19 protein-coding genes are annotated in these 26,001 nt (G+C 45.5%); 15 read left to right on the plus strand and 4 right to left on the minus strand.

All coding sequences use genetic code 11. The features are described from left to right. Positions 1 to 33 precede the first annotated feature (33 nt). The 12 genes from U1F02_RS13730 to U1F02_RS13785 all read left to right on the plus strand — a co-directional run bounded on the left by U1F02_RS13730 (position 34) and on the right by U1F02_RS13785 (position 14,096). Positions 34 to 1,191, plus strand: a complete 1,158-nt coding sequence (locus tag U1F02_RS13730; protein WP_409990973.1) for a methyl-accepting chemotaxis protein — start codon at positions 34 to 36, stop codon at positions 1,189 to 1,191. A gap of 26 nt (positions 1,192 to 1,217) precedes the next feature. Continuing rightward, on the plus strand, positions 1,218 to 1,499 hold the full coding sequence (locus U1F02_RS13735) for an STAS domain-containing protein (RefSeq protein ID WP_409990974.1): 282 nt from the start codon (positions 1,218 to 1,220) through the stop codon (positions 1,497 to 1,499). A gap of 10 nt (positions 1,500 to 1,509) precedes the next feature. Continuing rightward, complete coding sequence (locus U1F02_RS13740; protein ID WP_409990975.1) at positions 1,510 to 1,794, plus strand: STAS domain-containing protein; 285 nt, start codon at positions 1,510 to 1,512, stop codon at positions 1,792 to 1,794. A gap of 7 nt (positions 1,795 to 1,801) precedes the next feature. Next, positions 1,802 to 3,502, plus strand: coding sequence for a SpoIIE family protein phosphatase (locus U1F02_RS13745; RefSeq protein ID WP_409990976.1), 1,701 nt, complete (start codon positions 1,802 to 1,804; stop codon positions 3,500 to 3,502). A gap of 38 nt (positions 3,503 to 3,540) precedes the next feature. After that, positions 3,541 to 3,906 (plus strand): response regulator, encoded by a 366-nt coding sequence (locus U1F02_RS13750; RefSeq protein WP_409990977.1) that lies wholly within the window; start codon positions 3,541 to 3,543, stop codon positions 3,904 to 3,906. Between the two features lie 49 nt (positions 3,907 to 3,955). Further along, positions 3,956 to 5,863, plus strand: a complete 1,908-nt coding sequence (locus U1F02_RS13755) for a chemotaxis protein CheA (RefSeq protein ID WP_409990978.1) — start codon at positions 3,956 to 3,958, stop codon at positions 5,861 to 5,863. A 31-nt stretch (positions 5,864 to 5,894) separates the two neighbouring features. Further along, positions 5,895 to 6,386 carry a chemotaxis protein CheW gene (locus U1F02_RS13760; protein ID WP_409990979.1) on the plus strand — a complete coding sequence of 164 codons (492 nt, stop codon included), beginning with the start codon at positions 5,895 to 5,897 and terminating at the stop codon, positions 6,384 to 6,386. Between the two features lie 4 nt (positions 6,387 to 6,390). Beyond that, a complete protein-coding gene (locus tag U1F02_RS13765) occupies positions 6,391 to 9,093 on the plus strand; it encodes a methyl-accepting chemotaxis protein (protein WP_409990980.1) in 2,703 nt (900 codons plus the stop codon). Between the two features lie 73 nt (positions 9,094 to 9,166). Further along, complete coding sequence (locus tag U1F02_RS13770) at positions 9,167 to 11,374, plus strand: methyl-accepting chemotaxis protein (protein WP_409990981.1); 2,208 nt, start codon at positions 9,167 to 9,169, stop codon at positions 11,372 to 11,374. Positions 11,375 to 11,520: 146 nt separating this feature from the next. Then, entirely contained in the window at positions 11,521 to 12,378 is an 858-nt protein-coding gene (locus tag U1F02_RS13775; protein ID WP_409990982.1) for a CheR family methyltransferase, read from the plus strand. Then, entirely contained in the window at positions 12,368 to 12,979 is a 612-nt protein-coding gene (gene cheD / locus U1F02_RS13780; RefSeq protein ID WP_409990983.1) for a chemoreceptor glutamine deamidase CheD, read from the plus strand. The genes U1F02_RS13775 and cheD overlap by 11 nt, the downstream gene beginning before the upstream one ends. Before the next feature lie 52 nt (positions 12,980 to 13,031). Further along, the gene (locus tag U1F02_RS13785) at positions 13,032 to 14,096 is read left to right on the plus strand and encodes a chemotaxis response regulator protein-glutamate methylesterase (RefSeq protein ID WP_409990984.1); all 1,065 of its coding nucleotides are present in this window, start codon (positions 13,032 to 13,034) and stop codon (positions 14,094 to 14,096) included. Between the two features lie 6 nt (positions 14,097 to 14,102). Here U1F02_RS13785 and U1F02_RS13790 read toward each other — a convergent pair whose 3' ends face one another. From U1F02_RS13790 to can, 4 genes are all read right to left on the minus strand, one after another. Next, positions 14,103 to 15,809, minus strand: a complete 1,707-nt coding sequence (locus tag U1F02_RS13790) for a diguanylate cyclase (RefSeq protein ID WP_409990985.1) — start codon at positions 15,807 to 15,809, stop codon at positions 14,103 to 14,105. A gap of 23 nt (positions 15,810 to 15,832) precedes the next feature. Next, complete coding sequence (locus tag U1F02_RS13795) at positions 15,833 to 18,076, minus strand: ATP-binding protein (RefSeq protein WP_409990986.1); 2,244 nt, start codon at positions 18,074 to 18,076, stop codon at positions 15,833 to 15,835. Positions 18,077 to 18,100: 24 nt separating this feature from the next. Further along, a complete protein-coding gene (locus U1F02_RS13800; RefSeq protein WP_409990987.1) occupies positions 18,101 to 20,464 on the minus strand; it encodes a PAS domain S-box protein in 2,364 nt (787 codons plus the stop codon). A 130-nt stretch (positions 20,465 to 20,594) separates the two neighbouring features. Then, positions 20,595 to 21,224, minus strand: a complete 630-nt coding sequence (gene can, locus U1F02_RS13805) for a carbonate dehydratase (RefSeq protein ID WP_409990988.1) — start codon at positions 21,222 to 21,224, stop codon at positions 20,595 to 20,597. A 120-nt stretch (positions 21,225 to 21,344) separates the two neighbouring features. Between can and sbcB the strand changes: the two genes are divergently transcribed. The 3 genes from sbcB (at position 21,345) to ccoN (ending at position 25,995) form a co-directional block, all read left to right on the plus strand. Continuing rightward, positions 21,345 to 22,811 carry an exodeoxyribonuclease I gene (gene sbcB / locus U1F02_RS13810; RefSeq protein WP_409990989.1) on the plus strand — a complete coding sequence of 489 codons (1,467 nt, stop codon included), beginning with the start codon at positions 21,345 to 21,347 and terminating at the stop codon, positions 22,809 to 22,811. A 264-nt stretch (positions 22,812 to 23,075) separates the two neighbouring features. Continuing rightward, a complete protein-coding gene (locus U1F02_RS13815) occupies positions 23,076 to 24,296 on the plus strand; it encodes an argininosuccinate synthase (protein ID WP_409990990.1) in 1,221 nt (406 codons plus the stop codon). 247 nt (positions 24,297 to 24,543) lie between these two features. Continuing rightward, positions 24,544 to 25,995 carry a cytochrome-c oxidase, cbb3-type subunit I gene (gene ccoN, locus U1F02_RS13820; protein ID WP_409990991.1) on the plus strand — a complete coding sequence of 484 codons (1,452 nt, stop codon included), beginning with the start codon at positions 24,544 to 24,546 and terminating at the stop codon, positions 25,993 to 25,995. The last annotated feature ends 6 nt before the right edge of the window (positions 25,996 to 26,001 follow it).

A 26,001-nucleotide genomic window follows, 5' to 3' on the forward strand; every position in this document is an offset into this window, starting at 1 on the left:
TTCGCACCTATTCGTGTCTTGTCGGATTCTGAAATGCAGTCCAGATATATTCTTGTTGCAGTTACAACAGCTATCAGTTGGGCCTTGAGCGCTTATTTGCATCCATTAATGGGCGCTGTTGCTGTTGCTGTGGGTATGGTAGCTGTTGTCATGATGATGGAAAAATCAGTGGCGAATGCTCAAGTTGGTGAATCGAGCGAGTTAAAAAGGTTGGATAGAGATGTTAGGGAATGTATGTCACAGGTCGCTACCGCATTTAAGGGGACTATGGACAACACCTCGCGTGAAATGGATTCGCTCTTAAGCATACAGTCAGATGCAATCAAAACACTCACAACTGCTTTTTTAGGGTTGCGCCAGCTACTAGATCAGCAGCAAGACCAAATTAAGTGTTTGCTGGTTGATATAGGCGAGCAACATTCCTCCAGCGCCAGCATTGGCTCCAAGATGAGCACCTTTGCCGAAAATACATCTAACACCTTGGCCCGATTCGTCGATACCACTGTACAGATGAGCGCGGCCTCCATGGATTTGGTAGAAAAAGTCACTTACATCGCAAACCAAATGCCTCTGGTGATGAAAGCGCTGAAGGATATTGACCAAATCGCTGCTCAAACAAACTTGCTGGCACTAAACGCTGCTATCGAAGCTGCGCGAGCTGGGGAGAGCGGTCGCGGATTTGCCGTAGTAGCTGATGAAGTTCGCGCACTTTCAAGTCGTTCCGCGGGCTTTAGCAATGAAATTCAGGCGCAGCTTAATAACGTTAATAATGCGATTAGCAGTCTCACCGAGGAAGTCGGCATGGTTGCATCCCAAGACATGTCTTATGTTTTGGATGCGAAGCGTGAAGTAGAAATCGCAATCAGTGAATTAGTGGAAAAAGCCAAAAGTGATCAGATTGTTGCAAGTAACTTGAATCAAATTTCCACCAGCCTGTCGCAGGCGCTTCATGAAGCAATGCGCGGTTTACAGTTTGAAGATATTGCCTCTCAAAATATCCGCCACTCGCGTGATCACATGCATTCGGTAGAACCCATCGTTGAAACAATGCGCTTGGGCGCGCCGAGTTTACCTGCATTAGAGGCAAGCCTCGTTGCGGAGCTAAAAAAATTCCGTAATTCCGTTGATCGTCGTAATCATAGCCCAGTCACCGCATCATCCATGCAAAGCGGCGAAGTCGAATTATTTTAGGTTTGAAAATCCAAGGAAAATTTTCTATGTCAAACGTTATAAAAATGCCAAAGCGATTTGATTACAGTGCAAGCTCTGAGTTCAATAATTTATTGGCTGATATTTTCTCAAAATGTGGCGACGGCGGGGTGGTGACCTTGGATTGCGTCAATATGGATTATATCGACAGTGCTGGAATCGGTTTATTGGTAATGGCCCATAAAAAAGCGCTGAGCGCGCGAGCAACTATCACCATGGCTTTCGTGAAGCAAAGTATTAAAGAAATACTCATGTTGGCGAATTTACAAAAACTGATTGAAATTAAATAAGGTTCTTTGTATGTCAGAGACAGAATCTTTACGTCTACCCGCATCCTTCGACTATTCATACCATCGTCAATTTAGTGAGCAATATACCCGGCTCCTTGAAAATGGAACCTGCAAAGAAATTCTGTTGGATTTCAGTCAAGTCGAATATCTGGATTCATCTGCGCTTGGGATGATGGTGCTGCTTCAAAAAAGAGCGGCTGCGCAACAAATAAAAGTTCGAGTGAAAGGTGCTCGCGGCGCAACCGACGAAATTTTGAAAATGGCTAACATGCAAAAAATGTTTGAATTCCTGTAGGTATTTCATGCCTGACGAATACCGCAAAGCCTCTCGTATTCTCGTCGTCGACGATGACGAAATGCTCAATTATTTATTTTGCAGTTTTTTAAACTCCAAAGGATTGGAAACCATTCCCGCACACAGTTTATATGACGCCACACAAATTCTAAGCTCTGATCCTAATCTTGATCTCATTCTGCTTGATTATCAGTTAGGCGATGGTGTTGGTATGGATCTGCTCACATCATCAGGCTTAAGTAATTACAAACGTAGGCCGCCAGTAATTATGATTAGCGCCAACGAAGAGCCGCAATTTCTTGAACAGTGTTTTTTGGGCGGTGTTGACGACTATATTATTAAACCGGTGAATTTATCGCTCTTGGCTTTAAAAGTTTCTGCACTAATTAAATCGGTAGCCATGCAGAAATTAATCAAAGCGCAAAATGATGAGCTCGAAGCTTTTAAGGCGGAAGCAGAGCGCGAAGAGCAAATTGCAAAATTCACCTACGAATATTTATTGCGCCAGAACTCGCACAAATACGATGGAGTTGAGATTTGGCTAAAATCATTCGCTGCATTTAGTGGCGATATGATGCTGGTAAAAAAATCCCCCGGTGGGAATCTCTATTTTATTTTGGCCGATGCAACAGGACACGGGCTTTCCGCAGCTATTACGATCATGCCTGTGGTAACTATCTTTAATAGCATGGTTGCCAAAGGTTTTCATGTGCAAAAAATCGTAACTGAACTTAATCGAAAGTTGGTGGCCGATACGCCGGACGATAGATTTGTTGCGGCAATTGTCATTGAAATTAATCCGTTCAGGGGTGAGTTCAATATTTGGAATGGCGGAATGCCGCCAGCCTTGTGGGTAGAAAATGGTAAGGTTGTACACCGCTTTCAATCGACGCACATGGCTTTGGGAATTCTGGATGAGCAAGATTTTGATGCGAGTGTTACGACCATTGATTTACCTCCAGATGGTTTTTTATTCGCCTATAGCGACGGACTTATTGAACAAGAAAATAAAGCACAAGAAGCTTACTCACTTGAGCGCTTGGTACAACTTATAGAGTCGAAGCCAGAAAATTTGTTGGAGTCATTGTCTGTAAGTTTATTCGAGCATGCGGGGCATAGCGCCTATAGTGACGACGTATCCACTTGTCTCATCCGACCGTCTATGTTGTTTAAGGATATGAATGATCAGCTTGCATCAGTGAGCAGCAACCCTCTCCCAGCCGATTCCGATGACCAATTTGAGTGGAGTGTCCAACTTTCTGGATGCCAACTTGAAGGCTGCGAAATACCACCTCTATGCAATCATTTTTTACAACAAGTGGGCGTTGACCAACAAGTCTGCCAAAAAATATTTGCCGTTCTTGCAGAAATGGTAAGCAATGCGCTTGATCATGGCGTGCTTGGATTATCTTCAAGCCTCAAAGAAAGTGCAGATGGTTTTGCTGAATACTTTCATCAACGTGAAGAGCGGCTTAAGTCGCTTACCGACAAGGATTTTGTAAAGCTTTCTATTCGCTGGCAACGCGATCAGTCCGGCGGGAGATTCTTGCTTGAAGTAGAAGATAGCGGCCCCGGTTATGATCCAAAAGAGGGCGAAGAATCTGCGAGCCATAAATACTCCGGACGTGGAAACCAGCTCATTCGCAAGCTTTCAGAGTCCGTTGAAATTTTTCCTCCGGGTAACAAAATCCGAGCTACTATTAAATAATCTTTAGATATTACACGGAACTAACGCAGGGCATTGTTATGACTAAGCGCATATTAATTGTTGATGATTCGGCATCCGTTCGCCAAATGGTTGAAGCAACTCTTAAGTCAGCAAACTACATGGTTACAGCTGCAAAAGATGGCTTGGAAGCATTTAATCTTTGCAAGACAGCAAGTTTTGATTTTGTACTTACCGACCAAAATATGCCGAATATGGATGGATTGAGTTTAATTAAATCTTTGAGGGGCTTAGCGTCTTACGCACAAACACCAATCATAGTTTTAACGACAGAAGCCAGTGACAGCATGAAGGCTCAAGGGCGCGCAGCGGGTGCCACAGGATGGATGGTTAAACCATTTGATCCGTCCAAATTATTAGAGGTTGCGCGCAAAGTATTGGGCTAAGCAGTTGAAGTCATAAGTTATAAAATCAACATTGCACTGGAAGGCCGTTATGTCTATCGACATGAAACAGTTTCACTCGGTGTTCTTCGATGAAAGTCAGGAACATCTTGATGAAATGGAGCATCTCCTTCTGGATTTAGATACGGAAAATCCAGACTCTGAACAACTTAACAGTATTTTTAGGGCGGCACACTCTATAAAGGGTGGTAGCGGTATTTTCGGGTTCGATGCACTTGGCTCTGTAACCCATATTATGGAAAGCTTGTTAGACAATGTGCGTCAAGGCAAGCTCGCTATAAACCCGTCCATGGTCGATTTGTTTCTTGGCTCCGTTGATGTGCTCAAGGGGATTTTAAATAGTTACAAATCCGGCACACAGATTGATTGGGCGGGAGCCAACCAAATTTGTGAGCGGCTCGAAGCTGTAACCAAATCTCCTGGCCCAACTGCCTCCAATGAGGACGAAGGCTTCGGATTTTTCACCGAGCCAAGTATGAGTGTTGAAGATGGCTTTGGCTTTTTCGGTGACCCTGTGATCCCGAATTTAGAAGATGCCTACGGCTTTTTTGATGATGAACTTGCGCCAAAACAAAAAAAATCAACCAAAAAAGTTACCGAGAAAAAAGCATCTGCGGCGCCTGAACAATTAGAACAGGCCCCCGAACAAACTCATCAAACCTCTCCCACTGCTAATACCTCCGTTAAGTTAACCCAGGCCGATGCAAACGCAGCTCCTGCCGCTTCAACCGCGAAAGCAAAAACAACGGAAACTTCTTCCAGCGAAAATAGTTCTATTCGTGTAGATGTAACGAAAGTCGATCAGCTTATTAATTTGGTCGGCGAAATTGTTATCACCCAATCTATGCTCAATTTGATTGGTAAAAGTATTGATGGCGCTTTAGGTGAAAAATTTCAAAGCGTTGCCGCTGAATTGGAGCGTAACACGCGCGAAATCCAAGAAGCCGTCATGTCTATTCGCATGCTGCCAGTTTCATTTGTGTTTAATCGCTTTCCTCGCGTTGTGCGCGATCTTTCGGTAAAACTTGGGAAATCTATTGATCTTGTGATTGAGGGTGGAGACACCGAATTAGACAAGGGGCTTACCGAAAAATTAGTCGATCCATTAACACATCTCGTTCGCAACTCTATCGATCACGGAATCGAATCCGCAGAGGTTCGCGCTGAACGCAATAAAAATCCAACCGGCACGGTCGTGCTAAAAGCCTCGCAACAAGGCGGCAATATTGTCATCAGTATTAGCGATGACGGCGGCGGATTAAATCGCGAAAAAATCTTGGCAAAAGCGCGCGAAAAAAATATTTCAATCAGCGAAAGCCCGAGCGATGCCGAAGTGTGGCAACTTATTTTTGCACCGGGATTCTCAACGGCATCGCAAGTAACTGATGTATCAGGGCGTGGGGTAGGGCTTGATGTTGTTAAGCGTAATGTGCAGTTGCTCGGCGGGCGCATTGATATCGAATCCGAAGAGGGGGTGGGCGCAACATTTACCATACGCCTGCCATTAACACTGGCGATAGTGGATGGCATGTGCGTTTCAGTAGGAGATCAAACCTTCATTATTCCATTGGTGAATATTGTGGAGTCCATGCAGCCCGCCGAAAAAGATATTAAAACCCTAGTAGGAGATGACCAACTCTTACTGGTGCGCGATCAATATTGGCCTATTCTCCCCTTATACAAAGCAATGCAATTGGAACCGCAATTTACCGATGCGCACAAGGGTATTGCTGTATTGATTGAGGCAAACAAAAACCGTTTCGCGTTATTTGTAGATGCCTTGGTTGGTCAACAGCAGGTTGTTATTAAAAGCTTGGAGCAGCATTACAAACGGGTACAGGGAGTTGCCGGAGCAACCATTATGGGTGATGGAAGTGTGGCGCTAATTTTAGACGTTGAGTCTCTTTCCGTTTCTGTTGCCCCTCAAAGCGTGAAATAGACAAATTAAATGATTAATGCAGAGGTTAAGTATGACTGAAGGCACGCTAACACAGACAACGAATCAGGAATTCCTGACGTTCACCTTGGGTGATGAAAATTACGCTCTGGATATACTCACCGTAAAAGAAATTCGCGGTTACGAATCGGTCACCAAAATTGCCAATGCACCCGCTTTTATAAAAGGCGTTATTAATTTACGCGGCGACATAGTTCCTATAGTGGACTTGCGTATTAAGTTTAATGTGGGGCAGGCCAAATACGACGAATTCACTATCGTAATCGTATTGCATATTCATAACAGAATTGTGGGAATTGTGGTGGATGGCGTATCGGATGTGGTGAATCTCAGCAAAGATCAAATGCGTCCGCCGCCAGAATTTGGTGTTGCATTTGATAGCCGCTATTTGCTTGGGCTTGCAACCATCAATGAGCAAATGATTATTCTTGTTGATATAAACGAACTCATATCCAGTGAAGAGATGGGTTTATTTGAGCGCAATACAGTAGAAGAGAAGGAATAAGGCAATGAACATTAGTTTAAAGGCAAAATTAAATGTAATGGCTGCAACGGCAATTCTCGCTGTATTGCTATTAAGCTTCACCGGATACTTGATAGGAAAGAATGCTTCGATTGGTAGCACAGCATTCAAAAAAATCGTAGCCAGTAATATGTTTCTAGCGGACATTGAACCTCCGCCTATGTTTATGCTGGAAGCTACCATGCATGCGAATCAGATTGTGGTCAATAAAGCTGAGCGAGCAGCGCTGATTAAAGAAGTTAAAAAGCATTTGGATGATTTTACAAAAGCGGGTGAGAAGTGGAAAAGCGATACATTGCTTCCTGCGGAGCTGCAAGAAATTGTTGTTAAAAAACTTGTCCCACAGGGCAGCAAATATGTCCAGCTCGTTGAAGAAGGGGTTTTGGAACCCGCCAAGCGTGGCGATGAACAAGCGCTTGTTCTTGGTCTGAGCCAAGCCAAAGCAGAATACGATCTGCACGAGGCAATAGTTGCCGAGCTAACAGAAAAAGCCTCAAAAATTGCCGATAAAGCCAAAGATGAAGGTATAGCTACAGTGGGTAGCTATACCACCATGCTGATTATAGTGGCGCTCATATCCGGTGGCGCAGTTGTATTTTTCTCAATCTATTTCTCCAAACTTATTATTAACGGCTTGGGTGCAGACCCGGAAGAGCTAAAACGAATTACCAGCGCGGTAGCCCGCGGTGATCTAAATGTGAACATTCAGAATAAACGCGATGGCAGCGTAATGAGTTCAGTTTCTGAAATGGTTACGGCAATAAAGTCTGGGATGGAAGCATCTGCAGACAATTTTAAAATCAAGCAAGCGCTCGACTCAACGTCATCTAATGTGATGATGGCGGATAACAGCAGAACCATTTTGTACATGAACAAATCTGTTGAAGCCATGTTGCGTCGCGTGGAAAACGATTTGCGGAAAGCCTTGCCGCATTTCTCGGTGGATAAAGTTATTGGCAGCAACATGGATATCTTTCACAAGAATCCCGGTCATCAAAGCCAATTGTTAAGTCAGCTTACAAGCACCTATACCGGCAATATAGTTGTTGCAGGCTTAAGTTTCCGTTTGATTGCGAACCCTATATTCGATGAAAGCGGTAACCGTATGGGCTCTGTAGTTGAATGGATTGATCGCACCAAAGAAGTTGCCCTCGAACATGAAATGGCTCGTCTGTTAGGCGCGTTGGAAACCGCAACAACCAACATAATGATCGCTGATACTGAACGTAAAATCATTTATATGAACAAGTCTGTGGAGGCGATGTTGCGTGTAGCAGAGGCCGACATTCGATCTGTTCTGCCTCACTTTGCGGTCGATAAAATTATCGGCAGCAATATGGATATATTCCACAAAAATCCTGCGCATCAAATGAAACTATTGGAAACGCTGAGCTCAACCTACACCAGCAACATAGTCGTGGGTAAACGCCATTTCCGCTTAGTAGCTAACCCCATTTTCGCAAAAGATGGCTCGCGCTTAGGTTCTGTAGTGGAGTGGCTTGATCGCACGCAAGAAGTCGCCGTTGAAAGCGAAGTGAGCGAATTGGTGGAAGCTGCTGCGCGCGGTAATTTTACATCGCGTATTGCCACGCAAAATAAGCAAGGCTTCTTCCTTAAATTGGCGGAAGGTTTGAACCAATTAACACAAACAGCGGATGTTGGTTTGTCTGATGTTAACCGCGTACTTGGCGCTATTGCCAAAGGCGATCTTACCGAAAAAATTACTGCGGAGTATTTCGGAACCTTTGGCGATTTGAAGGATTACTGTAACCAAACCACGGATAGCTTGAGTGAAATGCTCGGCGAAATTCGCGTAGCTGCCGATACGATTTACACCGCCTCCAGTGAAATTGCATCGGGCAATGCTGATCTCTCCTCGCGTACTGAACAACAAGCGGCGAATTTGGAAGAAACCGCGTCCAGCATGGAAGAGCTTACATCTACCGTTAAATTAAATGCGGATAACGCCAAGCAAGCTAACGTCTTGGCTGAGCAGGCAGCAACTGTAGCAACCGATGGTGGCGCGTTGATTGGCCAAGTAGTCACCACCATGAACGCTATTAATGAATCATCTCAAAAAATCTCCGACATTATTGGTGTAATTGATGGCATTGCCTTCCAAACCAATATTCTCGCGTTGAACGCAGCCGTTGAAGCTGCACGCGCTGGCGACCAAGGCCGTGGGTTTGCAGTGGTTGCATCCGAAGTTCGCACACTTGCGCAGCGGTCTGCCAATGCGGCGAAAGACATTAAAGCGCTTATTTCAGATTCGGTGAAAAAAATCGAAAGTGGAAATACGCTGGTTGGAAAATCTGGCGACACCATGAAAGAAATTGTGAGCGCCATTAAACGCGTGAACGACATCATGGCGGAAATAGCTGCGGCCTCAGTTGAGCAATCAAGTGGCATTCAAGAGGTATCCACTGCGGTATCGCACATGGATGAAATGACACAGCAAAACGCCGCCTTGGTTGAAGAAGCTGCAGCAGCAGCTGAAAGCTTGCAGTCGCAAGCAGACCAGCTTACACAACGCGTTGCTATGTTCCGCCTTGCTAATGACACTGGGCGCACAGTAGCGGCGGCACCCGCTAAACGTTTAGCTGCAGCGCCTAAAAAATCAGCGCCTGCTGCGCCTACCAAAAAATTAACACCACCTCAAAACCAGGATGATGAGTGGGAATCGTTTTAGCCATGAATAGTTAGGATGTGGTATATCACAATTTCGAATGGTCGGTTCCAGACCGAAAATGGAAGAGGACAGTATGAACTTTTTAGATCGTATATTTGAACGCGGTGATTCCGAAAAAATTTCCGTGGATAAAAAGGAATTAGCAAATTTACGCGGCCAAGTAGCTGCGGTTAATAAATCGCAAGCTGTGATTGAGTTTTCGTTAGATGGTGTAGTGTTAACGGCAAACGATAACTTTTTGCAAACATTAGGCTACAGTCTCGACGAAATTGTTGGAAAACATCACAGCATGTTTGTCGAGGGAAGCTATCGTCAAAGCCCGGATTATAAATCGTTCTGGAACAAACTTGGGCGCGGTGAATTCGACGCAGGCCAATATAAGCGTATTGCAAAGGGCGGGAAAGAAGTATGGATTCAAGCGAGTTACAACCCGATTTTCGACGAAAATAATCGCCCCTATAAAGTCGTTAAATACGCTACGGACATAACGGCAGAGGTTACCAAAAATGCGGATTTCGTAGGGCAGCTCGCCGCTATTAGCAAAGTGCAGGCGGTAATAGAATTTGGCTTGGATGGAACTATCTTAAATGCCAACCCAAATTTCTTAAGCGTGATGGGTTACCAGCTGGATGAAATTAAAGGCAAGCATCACAGTATTTTTGTGGATGCGAGCGCGAGAAACACAAATGAATATCGCCAGTTTTGGGAGCGTTTGGGGCGCGGTGAACCCGATGCGGGCCGATACAAACGCATTGGCAAAGGCGGAAAAGAGGTCTGGATTCAAGCGAGCTACAACCCGATACTGGATGCCAACAATCGCCCGTTTAAGGTAGTTAAGTATGCAACAGATATTACGGAAGAAACCTTAAAAAATGCAGATTACTCAGGCCAGTTAGCGGCCATCAACAAATCGCAAGCGGTTATCGAATTTAATTTGGATGGAACCGTTATAGCCGCTAACGATCTGTTTCTTGCTGCACTTGGCTATCAGTTGTCAGATATAAAAGGCCGTCACCATCGCATGTTTGTGGAAGAAGCCTATCAAAAATCACACGAGTATCAGCAGTTTTGGGAGAAGCTCAGTCGCGGGGAATATGAAGCGGGGCAGTACAAACGTATTGGGCGCGGTGGAAAAGAAGTTTGGATTCAGGCCAGTTACAACCCTATTTTTGATGCAAACAATAAACCCTTCAAAGTCGTTAAGTACGCGACCGATGTAACGGAACAAGTTAATGCATCTATTCAGCTTCAAAAAACAGTAGAAGATGTACAGACGGCCATCAGCGCCGCGACTCAAAATGATTTGACCACTCGTGTTTCCCTGCAGGGAAAAACCGGCGCACTTGAAGCGCTCAGCGCGGGTGTCAATTCTTTGCTGGATACCATGGTGGATATAGTGCAGCAAATCAAAGCTGCATCCGAAGAAATTTCCAGTGGCGCTAATGAAATAGCAACAGGTAATAGTGATCTTTCGTCTCGAACCGAGCAGCAAGCCGCTAACTTGGAAGAAACTGCGTCTAGCATGGAAGAGCTAACCTCTACGGTTAAACTCAATGCGGATAACGCGAAACAAGCTAATGTCTTGGCGGAAAAAGCGGCAGCCGTAGCCACAGACGGTGGTGCTTTGATAGGCCAAGTCGTTACTACCATGAATGCTATTAATGATTCATCGCAAAAAATATCAGACATTATTGGTGTTATAGATGGCATCGCGTTCCAAACCAACATTCTCGCACTAAATGCAGCCGTTGAAGCTGCGCGGGCAGGTGACCAGGGTCGTGGATTTGCAGTGGTTGCATCGGAAGTGCGGACACTTGCGCAGCGATCTGCCAATGCGGCAAAAGATATTAAAGCGCTCATTTCAGATTCGGTGAAAAAAATTGAAAGTGGAAATACGCTGGTTGGAAAATCTGGCGACACAATGAAAGAGATTGTGACTGCAATTAAGCGTGTCAACGATATCATGGCAGAAATTGCGGCAGCCTCGGCGGAACAATCAAGCGGCATTGAAGAAATTTCTACCGCAGTATCGCAGATGGATGAAATGACCCAGCAAAATGCTGCCTTGGTAGAGGAAGCGGCGGCCGCTGCCGAAAGCTTGCAATCTCAGGCCGAACGTTTAACACAGCGTGTGGCTGCATTTCGTTTGGCAGAGGAAAGTGGTTTTAAAGAGCACCGGCCTGCGTTGAGTGCGCGGGTACCATCAAAGAAATCTTTACCGCAACCAGCAAAGAAATTGCCCAAAGCTGTCAATGAGAGCGATGAGTGGGAGTCATTTTAGATTGCGCCATTGAACCCGTTTTGGATATTGCTCGTTAATCGGTTTTAGAAATAGCAAAACCGGTTGATGATTGAGACGGTAATTTCATGAACAGTCTAACCTGCATTGGTTGCTCAACGGGTTAACGTTTAGTTTTAGGAGTCGGAATGGCAAATAGCCTGGCCGAAAGAGAGTTTTCGTATAGTGCAACGGATTTTGAAAATGTTCGTCGCATCTTATACAAAAAGGCGGGAATTAATTTAACTGAAAGCAAGAAGCAGCTGGTGTATAGCCGGCTTGCGCGACGCTTGCGTGCCTTAAAGTTAGATAGTTTTTCAAGTTATTTGTCCTACCTCGATCAAAATAACCACGAGGAAGAGGAATTTATAAATGCTTTAACCACGAATTTGACTGCCTTTTTTCGTGAACCACACCACTTTGAAATTCTCTTCGACTTTGCAAAAAAAATGAAGCAGCAGCGTAAACCGATGCGCGTATGGTGTGCTGCTGCAAGCACAGGTGAAGAGCCTTACTCTATTGCAATGACCTTGGTCGAAGCCTACGGAACATACGAACCGCCTGTTGAGATTGTTGCCTCGGATATAGACAGCAATGTTTTGCGTGAAGGTGCAGCGGGAATATATTCGCTGCAGCGTTTGGAATCGGTGAGTCTGGAGCGTAAAAAGCAATTTTTTCAAAAAGGAACTGGCGAGCGAGCCGGAAAGGCCCGGGTAATTCCCGAGCTAACCAAGCTGATTGATTTTCGTCAGGTCAACTTACTCAATGCTACCTGGGATTTGAAGCCTGGTTTCGACGTTATTTTTTGTCGTAACGTAATGATTTATTTTGACAAAGATACGCAGTTAAAAGTGCTTGAACGAATGGTAAAATTAATGAACCCAAACGGTTTGTATATTGCAGGCCACTCGGAAAGTTTTAGTTCTGCGAGCCACATTGTGAAGTTGGTTGGTAAAACTACTTATGTGCTAGCCGATGAAGCGCAAAGGTCACGCGATGAATTTTGAGGACAACGAACATCTTGCACCCAACATGTATTACGACCGCCACTTTGAAAAAGAGGCGGTTAAAATCATGCCCGGTGAATATTATGTTACTACCGGTGATAAATTAATCGTCACTGTGTTGGGATCTTGCGTTGCTGTTTGCTTGCGTGACAAAGTGACTCATTGCGGTGGCATGAATCATTTTTTATTGCCTAACGATGGCAGCAACGAGTCCGGCTTGCTTACGGAATCCGCACGCTATGGCGTTTACGCTATGGAATTGCTAATTAACCATTTACTTAAGCTTGGTGCTAGTAAAAGTCGGCTAGAGGCAAAGGTTTTTGGTGGTGGGAATGTTTTACGTGGTTTAACTTTAAACAACGTGGGTCAGCGTAACGCAGAATTTGTACTGGACTACCTGCATAACGAATCCATTCCTATAGTAGCGCAAGATTTGCTTGATGACTTTCCGCGTAAAGTCTATTTTTTCCCAGACACTGGCAAAGTGATGGTTCGTAAAATTAAATCTGTTCACAACACCACGATTTTTGATCGCGAAACCGAATACCGCATGCGAGTTAAATACACACCAAAAAGTGGCGATGTGGATCTTTTTACCTAAGGTGTATTTTTTGCTTTTTGGTAGTGTGGTTCATTAAGAGTGAGTAATTTCCTTGGCGATAAAAGTTTTAATCATTGATGATTCAGCGCTGGTGCGTAGCCTCCTGTCTGAAATTGTTCGTAGCGTTCCGGGGTTTACCTTGGTTGGTGCTGCGCCAGACGCATACGTTGCGCGAGATATGGTTAAATCCTTTGCGCCGGATGTTATTACCTTAGATATAGAAATGCCGCGTATGGATGGTCTTAGCTTTTTGGAAAAGTTAATGGCCGCGCGCCCAACTCCCGTTGTAATGATATCCACACTCACTGAAGCTGGTGCAGAGGCAACATTGCGGGCACTTGAATTGGGTGCAGTGGATTTTATTCCAAAGCCTAAATTAGGTATTGCGGAGGGTTTGAAAGAATACGCCGATTTAATTATCGAAAAGCTCGCTGCCGCAGCACAGGTTAAAGTAAAGCCCATCAAGCCGGCTGCGCCTGTTGCAGATCACACAGGTCAAAAGATTTCTCGCGCACTTTTACAAAGTACGGAAAAAATTATTGCTATAGGTGCGTCAACGGGCGGCACTGAGGCAATAAAAAGTGTGCTTATGCAAATGCCGGCGGATGCTCCCGGTATCGTTATGACCCAGCACATGCCGCCGGGATTCACCCGTACGTTTGCCGAGCGGTTGAACAAGCTAACAAAGTTACACGTTGCTGAAGCAAAAGGCGGTGAGCGTATTTTGCCGGGGCACGCCTATCTCGCGCCCGGTGGTTTTCATTTGCTGGTCACCCGCTCGGGTGCGGATTATGTTTTGAAGTTATCTGAAACAGAGCCTGTGCATCGGCATCGTCCAGCAGTGGATGTAATGATGGAATCCGTTGCGCGTGTGGGCGGAAAAAATGTGATAGGCGTGTTGTTAACCGGCATGGGAAAGGATGGCGCAAAAGGTATGTTGGATATACGTAATAGCGGCGGCTATACCTTTGCGCAGGATGAACAAAGTTGTGTGGTTTACGGTATGCCAAAAGAGGCGGTAAACCTTGGTGGTGTCAATGAAACATTAGATTTGGAAGAAATAGGCCCAGCCGTTCTTAAAAAGCTGAAAGAAATGGGCGCAGGCAACAGGCTCTAATTACCCTTAATCCTCCGAGTCACCGGCGAGGCTTGCACACACCACGTTGCGTCCTCGCTCTTTCGCCCTGTATAGAGCTTCATCTGCAAATCTTATCTGCTCAATAAAATTTTCCATACCGGTATTTTCCGCAATTCCCGCACTAAAACTTACGTTAAATGAATTGTCACCGTCTTTAAATTTAATCAGGCTGAACGATTTGCGTAAGCTGTTGATCAAGTTGCCTGCATCATGAATATTCATGTCGGGCATGATCATCAAAAATTCTTCTCCGCCGAAGCGACCAATATAATCTGTAACGCGCAAACGTTGCTGAAACAGCTGCGCGAGCGCTTTTATGACTCGGTCGCCGCTGAGGTGTCCATGGGTATCGTTAACGGATTTGAAATTATCGATATCGATCATCGCAATAGTGAATGTCATTTTATTGCGCTTGTATTGTAGAAATACACGTTCAGCCGCCAGCTGTATTTGGGCATGGTTGAGCAGGCCCGTAAGGCTATCTTGATACATCATTGCGGTTAATATTTTGGAACGCTCCACGCGGCTGCGAATGTTGCGCACCAGCTCTTCCGGAGGCATATCTTTTGCGAGTAAATCTTCGGTTCCAATTTCGAGCAAATCGGTCTTTTTAAAGGGGTGTGCGTTAGCCGATAAAAATAAAATGGGTATGCTTTGAAAAATTTCTTGCTGCCGAATCACTGCTGCCAGCTCGTCGCCGTTGACTTCGGGCATATGCAGGTCCAATAAAATCAGGTCAGGCATTATATTTTGCAGAATGGGCAACACATTCAGTGGGTTTGTTTCTATTGTGACTTTCATTCCCACTTTTTCGAGAATGGCGCCATAAAATTCAGCAACAGAAATTTGATCGTCAACGATAAGTATGTGGGTTGGTTTGTTAACGTTGAGGTTCAAATGGTTTCTAATAAGCCCAACCAACGAGGGGATGTCGGCAGGTTTTGTTACATAGGAATGTATGCCTGCTCGAACTGAAAGCAGTCGGCTGTTAAAATCGTCTTTACCGGAAAATATAAATACCTTAATGCTTTTTGAAACAAGCTGCTTTGCAGTATCAAAAAAAGAATCCAGTTCTACATTCGGTATTGTTAAATCCATAATGACCAAGCGAGGTTGCTTTTGCGCAACAGCCGCAAGAAGTGACTCTACCGATCGAAAATGTTTTGATTTAAAACCGTAGCTGAGCAAATTTTGAAGCAAAAGTTCGGGCGATTCGATTTCTTTATCGAGATAATAAATTAGCGTATCTTGATCCACCAATCCGGAATTGCGCGCGAGACTTAATTGCTTATCGAGCGTTGCATAGGTCGCCGGCTCATCAGTAGGTTCAATTGCTTTCGCCGGATTTGTTTCCGAGCTGACGAGTGCACATAAAGAATCCATTGCTTTGAGGATGGTGTTCTTTAAATCCTCCGCAGGTCTATATGCGGGATCTTTTTCCTCCAATAGTGGCTTTAACGCGGTTTCCAGTGTTCTTGCGGATTTGCTGATATCGGTAAAGCCAAAGGTACCACTAGTACCGATTAAGCTGTGTACATTTCTATGGAGTACCACCATTGTGTCGGCTTGCCACTGCTCGCAAAGAATCTGCCACGCAGAGGTAATAGCCTCCAGTTTGGACGGAAGCTGTGCCTTGTATTCGGTTTTTAGCTTCTCAAGATGCAACTCAAAGGTGCTTTTTTCATTAGCCATATATATAAACTATTGGTTGTTTGTTATTGATTAGCCACGGGTAGCTCTATATAGAATGAGCTTCCTGCTCCCACACTGCTCGTAAAACCGATGCGGCCCCCCATTTTTTCCACCAGTTCTTTACTAATGGTAAGGCCTAAACCGCTTCCTTCGGCTTGCCTTGTGGTCGAGCTATCGGCTTGTGTGAAAATTTTGAAAATATTGGCTTTGAATTCCGGCGCTATTCCCGCGCCTCGATCAGTAACGACAATTTTTACAAAGCCGTCTGTTTTTGCAATAGACAGGTCAACGTTAGAATGTGGTGGCGAAAATTTTGCAGCGTTGGAGAGCAAATGACTTAGCACATGCAGCGTTCTTTCTTCGTCGGCATAGACGTAACAATTTTCTTCTGCACTGATGATCTGAAATTTTACGTGATATTTGTCGGCGATATATTGATTGTGTGTGATGGCATTTTGGACGGTGTTTACAGTATCGAAATTTTTATAGTCTAAATCGATTTTGTTGGAAAGCAGCTTATCCATATCCAACAGGTCGTTAATGACGTTTTGCAGCCGAAGACTATTTTGTTTGGCTATTTTGAAAAGATTGCTCATTGTGTCTGGCAGCTTGCCTAAGCTACCGCTTTCAATAATGGCCAGTGAAGCCGAAATAGAGGTAAGTGGGGTGCGCAGCTCGTGGCTCACCGTTGCAATGAATTCATTTTTTAATTTGTCAGTGTGCTTGCGGTCACTGATGTCGCGAATTACACCAACGTAGGCGATATCTACTTCGTTGGGTATTGCAGATAAGGCGAGCTCCATTTCAAATTCTTTGCCATTTTTCCGAAGGCCAATTAACTCTTGGTTGGTGTCCAATATTTCCACAATTTCTTTTACCGCATTTTCGTTATTCTTACGCGCCTTCGCTGGCAGCAGTTTAAAAAAGCTACTGCCTATAATTTGGTTGGCGTGGTAACCAAAAATAACTTCTGCGGCATGATTAAAGCTGGTAATGGTGCCCTGATCGTTGAGTGTTATTATCCCATCAAATGCGCCATCCAAAATAGCTTGTGTGTGTTTGGCGTGGCGTTTTATATTTTCCTCGTCACGCATATGTTGACGTCTGTGCATTATTGCGCCCATAAATTGCGAAATAACATCTGTGATGGGTTTTAGGTCACCAATATCGGATTCAGCGTAACCATTTTCTTTGTTTGCTAAACCTAACATGGCAATTTGACGTCCGTTGTTAAAGATAGGAATAGCCAAAAACGCCGTGAGCGGTGGGTGGCCTTTAGGGGTGCCACCGGCACGCATATCCGTAGCGGGATTGTTGCTAATGAGGGGCTTTCCTGTTGTGAGTGCAGCACCGAATAGTGAATTTACGTTTGTGAATTTAATACCTTGTGTTCGGTTATTGGCGTGCGCAGTCCGAGTGGCTTTGTCCCAAGCGATGTTCGTAATAGCAATCATCTCCAGATATGGGTTCAGTTCTTCGGAATAGCCGACTTCGCCAATAAATCCGAAATTACTCTGTGAAATGTGGATAATGTTTTCCAGTAGCTTTTCAAATGTTTCGTGGTAGTGCTCGTCGGCAATAAAAGCTTTTTGCGAATCACTAATTATTTTGCTGATATTTTGCTGTTGAATTCGCTCCTTGCCCCACTCAATCAAACGCGCATTTTGCGCAAAACTATTTTCCAGTTGTTTGCGCGCCCTCGCGGATGCGGAAAGAACAAATACAATAAACAAACCAACCATGACGCTCATGGAGAGCGCGATCTCGCCCTGTTCAGCATGCAATCTAATCGTGAGTGGAACTATAGCGAGAGTGACAAAACCAACGGCTGATATTTTGTCGATCGCTAAGGCCGTTAGTGAACCGCTGGCAACGCCTGCCATGGTGAAAGCGAGTAGTGCCTGATAGGTTGTATTAAAGCTGGCAAACATAAAATAGGCAGCGCTACCCCATATTGCGCCTGCTAATAAAGTCCCGCACCGAAAAATAAATAACCAGAAGTTCGCGTTAAAGTTTGCCTCGGTGTTGCGCCAAAAAAACCAGCTAAAAATACGCAGCGCCATGGCGCATAACATGAGAATGTTCCAAAGAATAAGGTCGCCTTTACCAATGATGTTCCAGTGTGAAAATGTGAGTAATAGATCCAGAACTAAAGAGACACTTATGGATAAGGGTATGCTTTGATAAAGACCATGTACGCATTCCTCCGTCAGCGATCTTTGCTGGTGCGGTAGCCTATTGGCTGTTTCGATGCTGAATGGCTCCATGGCTAGTTTTGCTCTGGCTAATCGTTAGTGACTTAATGGAAGTTCGATAAAAAAGCAGCTGCCTTTACCTGGGGTGGAGAATACGCCAATAGTCCCGCGCATCAATTGCACAAGCTCTTTCGAAATTGCCAATCCCAAACCTGCACCGCCAGTTTGACGTGAGTTGGATCTATCAATTTGGTAAAACTCCTGAAAGAGTTTTGCTTGTTCTTCGCTGGGAATTCCTGCGCCTTGATCAATTATCTCTACGCGCAGCTTGTCGCCCACAGAAAAAAGGTTCACTTTTACGCATGAATTGGCGGGTGAAAATTTTACCGCGTTTGATAAAAGATTCGTCAGTATATGGCGAAGCTTTATGCTATCAACATTAGCAGTCCAGCCTTGGTCGCGTACAGGAAAATCAAATTTAATGTTCTGCTGGCTGGCTATGCTCGATAGGTTTTCGATTGCTTGAACAACTATTGGGTAAACAGCCTGGACTTTTGAGTCGACGTACATTTTTCGTGAGAGCAATTTATCCATATCTAGCAGATCGCGGATAAGGGCTTCAAGCTTCAGGCTGTTTTGGTTGGCAATACGAATTATTTTTTCTGTTTGTTCGTCAAATTTCCCTAGTGCACCGCTCTGCATTAGGCGCAGTGAGCCTAATATGGACGTAAGAGGTGTGCGCAATTCATGGCTAATATTGGAAATGAACTCCTGTTTAATATGTTCCAATCGTTTTCGTTCGCTGACATCGCGTACAACGGCAATAAACAACTTTTCATTTTTGCGTTGAATGAAAGACAATTGAATTTCTAGAGGAAAATATTCACCATTTGATTTAATTCCTAAAACCTCGTGATTGATGTCCTCATTCAAGTCTGAATTGTCGGTGTGGTATCTAATGTGACGCATAATGCTGCCACTTTCAGGGTCTTGAACAAATTGGTTAATGTGCTGTTGCCCAAACTGATCAATCGCGTAACCAAAAATTTTACTCGTGGCCGGGTTTACTGAACGTATATTGCCATTGGTGTCGATAATCATGATGCCATCTATCACGGCGTTCAAAATGCTCTGGTTGTAAGTAGCTTCTTCTTGCAACAAGTGTTCGAACGCAATACGGTGGCTTATATCGATGATTTGGATAATCCAATCGCTTTCGTAAGTTGTCGGTTGTGTAGGTGCCAAGCTGATAATTACGTTAATCGTATGACCCGCCTGGTGGATGAGCGTGCTTTCATACTGGTGGTTCGCCCCCGGCTTTGGATAAATACCTTCCACTATGTAAGCCAAACGCTCGCGTTGGTCGGGTGCAGCTAAAGCGAAAAAATTTTGGTTGCGTAGCTCTGCTGATGTGTAGCCGAGAGTTGAACAAAGGCTGTTATTAAAATCAATTAAATCTCCCCTGCGATCGATTAGCGCCATACCCTGCGGCGCATTATCAAAAGCCTGAGTAAATCGGAATTTACTTTCGTAAAGTTGATAACGTGTTTTGTGTTGTTGCGCGAGCGAGCGTAATAATGAGTTAAATAGTAAGCTCACGATAGCCGCTAATAACCAGCCACCAATACGAATCGAGCTAAAGCCAGCGTGTGGATGTTGGGTGGCAGATCCCGAAACCAGCTGCCAATTACGACCTGAGACATTTACATTGATTTCACTATTTGCAATAACGTCTTTATCGCCAAATAAAATTTGGTCGCCATTATCGTTGTCTTTAATTGCTATTTTGATTCCAAGATATTGGGCTCTTGAATGCAGTAGTTGATAAAGCTCATCAAAATTGAGCACGGTACTCACCAGGCCCCAGTAATCTCTATTGCCATTCAAAAATACGGGGATCCGGTAGATCAAACCAAGCCCCCCTTGTTGCAAATGCACGGGGCCGGCCAGCATGGGGCGTTTGCTGTAAATCACTTTTTGAATGTCGGGCCACTGTTCGCTGTTGCCTGGGTAGTAGAGTCCCATTGCAGCCTCATTGCCCTTCAAGGGATACATGTAGGTAATTGTGTTGTTGGGGGCGATTGCGATGGTGCGCATAAAATGCGCTCGCTCTTGTAAATTGCTGAGCCAGGGTTCCACTTCCTGTGTGACAATTTTGCCTTCCTTCGACTGAATGTAAGAGACTAATGAGGTTGCGAGATGAAGGGTTGAGTTGAGCTCGTACTCAAGTAGCGTGCGAATTTGGTTGGTTTTATCGGTGAGGCTTTCCTGTAGCAGGGTTTCTTCGTGTAAATGTTCTTGGTTATCAATGAGCTCGGTTGCAAACACCAAGGTTATAAATAAAACCATAGGCGCCATAATACTGATAAGTAAGTATTGTTTGGGCTGCCAGTAATGAACTTGCGGCGGAGTTTGGTTATCCCTGATCAAAGGCATTGATAAAGAGCTCTGTTGAGTCATTAGGCTTACATATGCATGAGTCTTATTTTTATAAATCATGCATTCGGGCCGAGCTAGGCCGGCGTATGGAAAGTATAGATCAGGATTTCCCGGGTGCTATGGTAAGCATCCGTGCTTGGGATGAGTTAGGCTAATAAAGACGATACTGCTCCGGGATTTTATCGATACAGTCAATTGGCTCGCGTAATTTATGCAAAATCCCGTCGTGAATGTCGTAAGCCCAGCCGTGAATGCTCAGTTCTTGGCCGCGTGCCCACGCGTTTTGAACAATGTTGCAGCGCGCTACATTATCCACTTGCTGCAGCACGTTGAGTTCGCACAAGCGACGCAAGCGTAAGGTTTCATCTGCAATAGCTTCCAGCTCAGCTTGGTTGGCGTAATAGACATCGCGAATATTGCGCAGCCAGTAGTCGATTAATCCTAACTTGTTGTTTTCCATGGCTGCCTTAACACCGCCGCAACCATAGTGGCCGGTCACCATCACGTGTTTAACCTTCAAAAACTCAACCGCGTAGTTAAGAACTGTCAAACAGTTAAGGTCGGTATGGATAACCACGTTGGCAACGTTACGGTGAACAAACAGCTCGCCGGGCGCTAAATCAACAATTTGGTTTGCCGGAACACGGCTATCGGAACAGCCAATCCAAAGGTATTCAGGTGCTTGCTGTTTGGCGAGGGTAGAAAAGAACTCTGGATCCTTTTCTTTAATTTCATTTGCCCATTTTTGGTTTTTGGCAAACAGGCTTTCAAGATCGCTCATAGACTATTCCGAAAAATAAAAGGTGAAAGATGGAGTGCAGTATAGGGGAAACTGCTTTTCAGGTGTTACATTGCATTCCTTCAGTACCCATCAAAGCGGCTTTAATAATAAGGACAAATAATGAGCGACGATCCAGTCGTACAAGCGCAAAATACGCTTTACTGGCACGATTATGAAACCTGGGGCGAAGTTCCTTCGCAAGATCGTCCCTCGCAGTTTGCCGGTGTTCGCACAGATGAAGACCTCAACATCATCGGCGACCCCCTGATGATTTACTGCCGCCCGACGCCTGATTGCCTCCCCAAACCAGACGCCTGCCTGATTACCGGCCTAAGCCCGCAAGTTGCCTTGGAAAAAGGCTTGCCTGAATACCAATTTGCGGCTCAAATCCACGCGGAATTGAGTCGCCCCGGTACTTGCGGTGTGGGTTACAACACAATTCGTTTTGATGATGAAGTCACTCGCTACATGCTCTACCGCAATTTTTACGATCCTTACGAGCGCGAGTGGCGCAACGGCAATTCGCGTTGGGATATTATTGACGTCGTCCGCATGACACGCGCTTTGCGTCCCGAGGGGATTGAGTGGCCGAACTATGACGATGGTCGCCCCTGTTTCAAATTGGAAATGCTAACCGCCGCCAACAAGCTCGCACACGAAGCGGCGCACGATGCTTTGTCCGATGTCTACGCCACCATCGCCATGGCCAAGCTCATCAAAACCCGCCAGCCTAAGCTCTTCGATTACGCTTACAAGCTGCGGGACAAACGCTTCGTCAATAACATGATTGATATCGCCGGGCATAAACCCCTCTTGCATATATCGTCGCGTTTTCCGGCAGAAAACGGAAACGCAGCTTTGGTTTTACCTTTGGCGATTCATCCCACCAATAAGAATTCGGTGATTGCTTACAACTTGGCATTCCACCCCCGTGATTTGTTGAACGCACCTGCAACTGAACTCCGGGAGCGGCTTTTTACGCGGACAGAAGATTTACCGGAGGGGGTAGAGCGAATCGCGTTGAAAGAAATTCATCTCAACAAATCACCGATGGTATTGCCCCCCAGCATGCTGGACGAATCCACGGCTCTCCGCTTGGGGATAGATCGTGGGAAATTGGAAGAACATTGGCAAATATTCTGCAATTTAACGATGAGCGAGCAGGCGGCGCTGCAAGAAAAGCTATACGAGCTTTATGTTGATATCGGTTATCTGGAACGAACCGACCCAGATCAAATGCTCTACGACGGCTTTTTCGAGGACTCAGATCGTAAGCTCATGTTTCAGATTCGCCGCAGCTCACCCGAGGAGCTCGCAACCCGACAATTTGCGTTTAAAGATGCGCGATTGTCTGCTCTGTTATTCCGCTACAGGGCTCGCAACTTCCCTCATACATTGAGCGCGATCGAACAAGAAGAATGGAAGAGCTTCTGCCATGCTCGCATGACAGACCCAAGCATGGGCGGGGGCATACTCATCGATGACTTAAATCGCCGTATTCATGAGCTTGTGGAGCTGGATACAACAACTGGGGCTCAAAAAGCAGTTTTACTTGATCTGCTAAGTTACGCGGGCGAGCTGCAATAGATCTTTATCGCGAGTTATTCTCATTAAGTTGTGGTTGTCTATGGCCGTAGCTTCTGTTGTTGGCGCATTCTTTTTTATTTAAAAATAAAAGTTCAGGTGAGCTCGTAAAAAGCCTTTTTGATCCGAATAAATACATCTAATCCTTTGTCTGGGTGTGGGAATTTTCCGCTCCAGCGAGTACAATCGCGCGCCCAACTGGCTCGCACGTTTAAATGCGCCAATCGCGAAGGCCAGTGACCCAGATTTCTACCAGCGGAGCATCCTATGTCTAGCATCAAAAAAGTAGTCCTTGCCTATTCTGGCGGCCTGGATACTTCAGTTATCGTTAAATGGCTGCAAGAAAACTATAACTGTGAAGTTATTACTTTTACGGCAGATATCGGCCAGGGCGAAGAAGTAGAGCCCGCTCGCGCCAAAGCCCAAGCTCTGGGCGTAAAGCAAATTTATATTGACGACCTCCGCGAAGAATTTGTTCGCGATTTCGTGTTCCCCATGTTCCGCGCTAACACCATTTATGAAGGCGAGTATTTGCTCGGTACTTCTATTGCGCGTCCCTTGATCGCCAAGCGCTTGATTGAAATTGCTAACGAAGTGGGCGCGGATGCCATTTCCCACGGTGCTACCGGTAAGGGTAACGATCAAGTGCGTTTTGAGTTGGGCGCCTACGCATTGAAGCCAGGTATCAAGGTAATCGCTCCATGGCGTGAGTGGGATTTGACGTCCCGCGAAACTTTGATGGCCTACTGTGAACAACACAATATCCCTGTAGATTTCACCAAGAAGAAAAAATCTCCTTACTCTATGGATGCCAACCTGCTGCACATTTCTTATGAAGGCAAGGTTCTGGAAAATCCATGGACTGAAGCTGAAGAAGATATGTGGCGCTGGACCGTGGCTCCTGAAGCAGCACCAGACAAAGCAACTTACCTTGAATTGACCTACGAAAAAGGTGATGTGGTAGCTATTGATGGCAAGCGCATGTCTCCTGCTGAAGTTCTGACCTACTTGAACAAAGTGGGCGGCGAGAACGGGGTTGGCCGTTTGGATATCGTCGAAAACCGTTATGTCGGTATGAAGTCTCGCGGCTGCTACGAAACTCCCGGTGGCACCATTATGTTGCGTGCTCACCGCGCGATTGAATCCATTACCCTCGACCGCGAAGTGGCTCACTTGAAAGACAGTTTGATGCCCAAATACGCTGAGATGATTTACAACGGCTACTGGTGGAGTCCAGAGCGTCAAATGATGCAAACCATGATCGATGCATCGCAAGTTCACGTAAATGGTGATGTTCGCGTCAAGCTCTATAAAGGAGCTGTTCACGTTGTGGGTCGTCGCTCAAACGATAGTCTGTTCGATGAAAAAGTGGCCACATTTGAAGATGATGCTGGCGCATATAATCAAAAGGACGCCGAAGGCTTTATCAAGTTAAATGCTTTGCGTATGCGCATCGCTGCTAATAAGGGTCGGGTTCCAAAAATCTAGGATTAATTAGCCTGAGGCTGCATGCAAACTCCTTGAATGCAGCCTACACTTTGGCCTAGCAATTTCGTGTCGGTTGAAGTTTTTGTTTTTTGCTCAAGCATACGAATAGTTGATGAATATCAAGTTAGATCTGGGGATACTGGGACAAAATGCCTTGGCATGCGGCAAAATGTCACACCCTCTGGGTTAGCAAAATAATCATAAGCTGTCTGAAACCAAAATTTTTTTCATGTGATAGGTAGTTCCTATGGGTAGTCATGCGACTGTAGCTGGTGATCCACCAGCGTACGACTTGGATATAGTGCGTAAATTCGCCATTATGACCGTAGTTTGGGGCATAGTAGGCATGGGTATGGGCGTGTTCATCGCTTCGGAGCTGGTTTGGCCAGGTCTGAACGATTTATTGCAGCCTTACACGCACTTTGGACGCTTGCGTCCACTGCACACTAACGCAGTAATCTTCGCCTTTGGCGGTTGCGCACTTTTTGCTACGTCCTACTATGTTGTTCAGCGTACCTGTCAGGCCAAGCTATTCGGTGGTTGGCTGGTTCCCTTCACGTTTTGGGGTTGGCAAGCAGTTATTGTTTTAGCGGCAATTACCCTTCCTTTGGGTATGACCCAAGCTAAAGAATACGCTGAGCTTGAGTGGCCAATCGATATACTGCTGGCGGTAGTTTGGATTGCTTATGCGGTGGTTTTCTTCGGTACTATCGTTAAGCGTCGCACCTCGCATATCTACGTAGCCAACTGGTTCTACGGTGGTTTTATCGTTACAGTGGCGGTTTTACACATCGTTAACTCTGCAGCTGTTCCCGTATCTTTATTTAAGTCTTACTCTGCTTACGCTGGTGCTGCCGATGCCATGGTGCAATGGTGGTACGGCCACAACGCAGTAGGATTCTTCTTGACCGCGGGCTTCCTCGGCATGATGTACTACTTCGTTCCCAAGCAAGCTGGTCGCCCGGTTTACTCATATCAATTGTCTATCGTTCACTTCTGGGCACTGATCTCTCTCTACATTTGGGCGGGCTCTCACCATTTGCACTACTCAGCATTGCCTGACTGGACTCAATCTTTAGGTATGGTGATGTCTTTGATTCTGTTGGCTCCAAGCTGGGGTGGCATGATCAACGGTATTATGACCTTGTCTGGCGCTTGGCATAAATTGCGCACAGACCCAATCTTGCGCTTCCTTGTAGTGGCTTTGTCCTTCTACGGTATGTCTACCTTCGAAGGCCCAATGATGGCTATCAAAACCGTAAACGCCTTGTCTCATGACACTGACTGGACTGTTGGTCACGTGCACTCAGGTGCATTGGGTTGGGTTGCCATGATCTCTATCGGTTCTGTTTATCACATGTTGCCGTTGCTATACGGTCGCAAAGAAATGTACAGCGTTAAGTGGATCAACATTCACTTCTGGTTGGCGACTATCGGTACTGTACTTTACGTATGTGCGATGTGGGTTAACGGCATCATGCAAGGTTTGATGTGGCGTGCATTCAACAAAGACGGCACCTTGACCTACACCTTTATTGAGTCTGTAACGGCTAGCCATGCAGGTTACTTGGTGCGTGTGATTGGTGGTGCGTTCTTTCTCTCAGGCATGTTGCTCATGGCATACAACACCTACCGCACCGCGAAAGCTGCCAATCAATCTGCAGTAGCAGATGTTAACGCTCAGCCGCAATCGATTTAAGGGGAG

Origin of the sequence: Cellvibrio sp. (assembly GCF_046347455.1) — a bacterium.
GTDB lineage: Bacteria > Pseudomonadota > Gammaproteobacteria > Pseudomonadales > Cellvibrionaceae > Cellvibrio.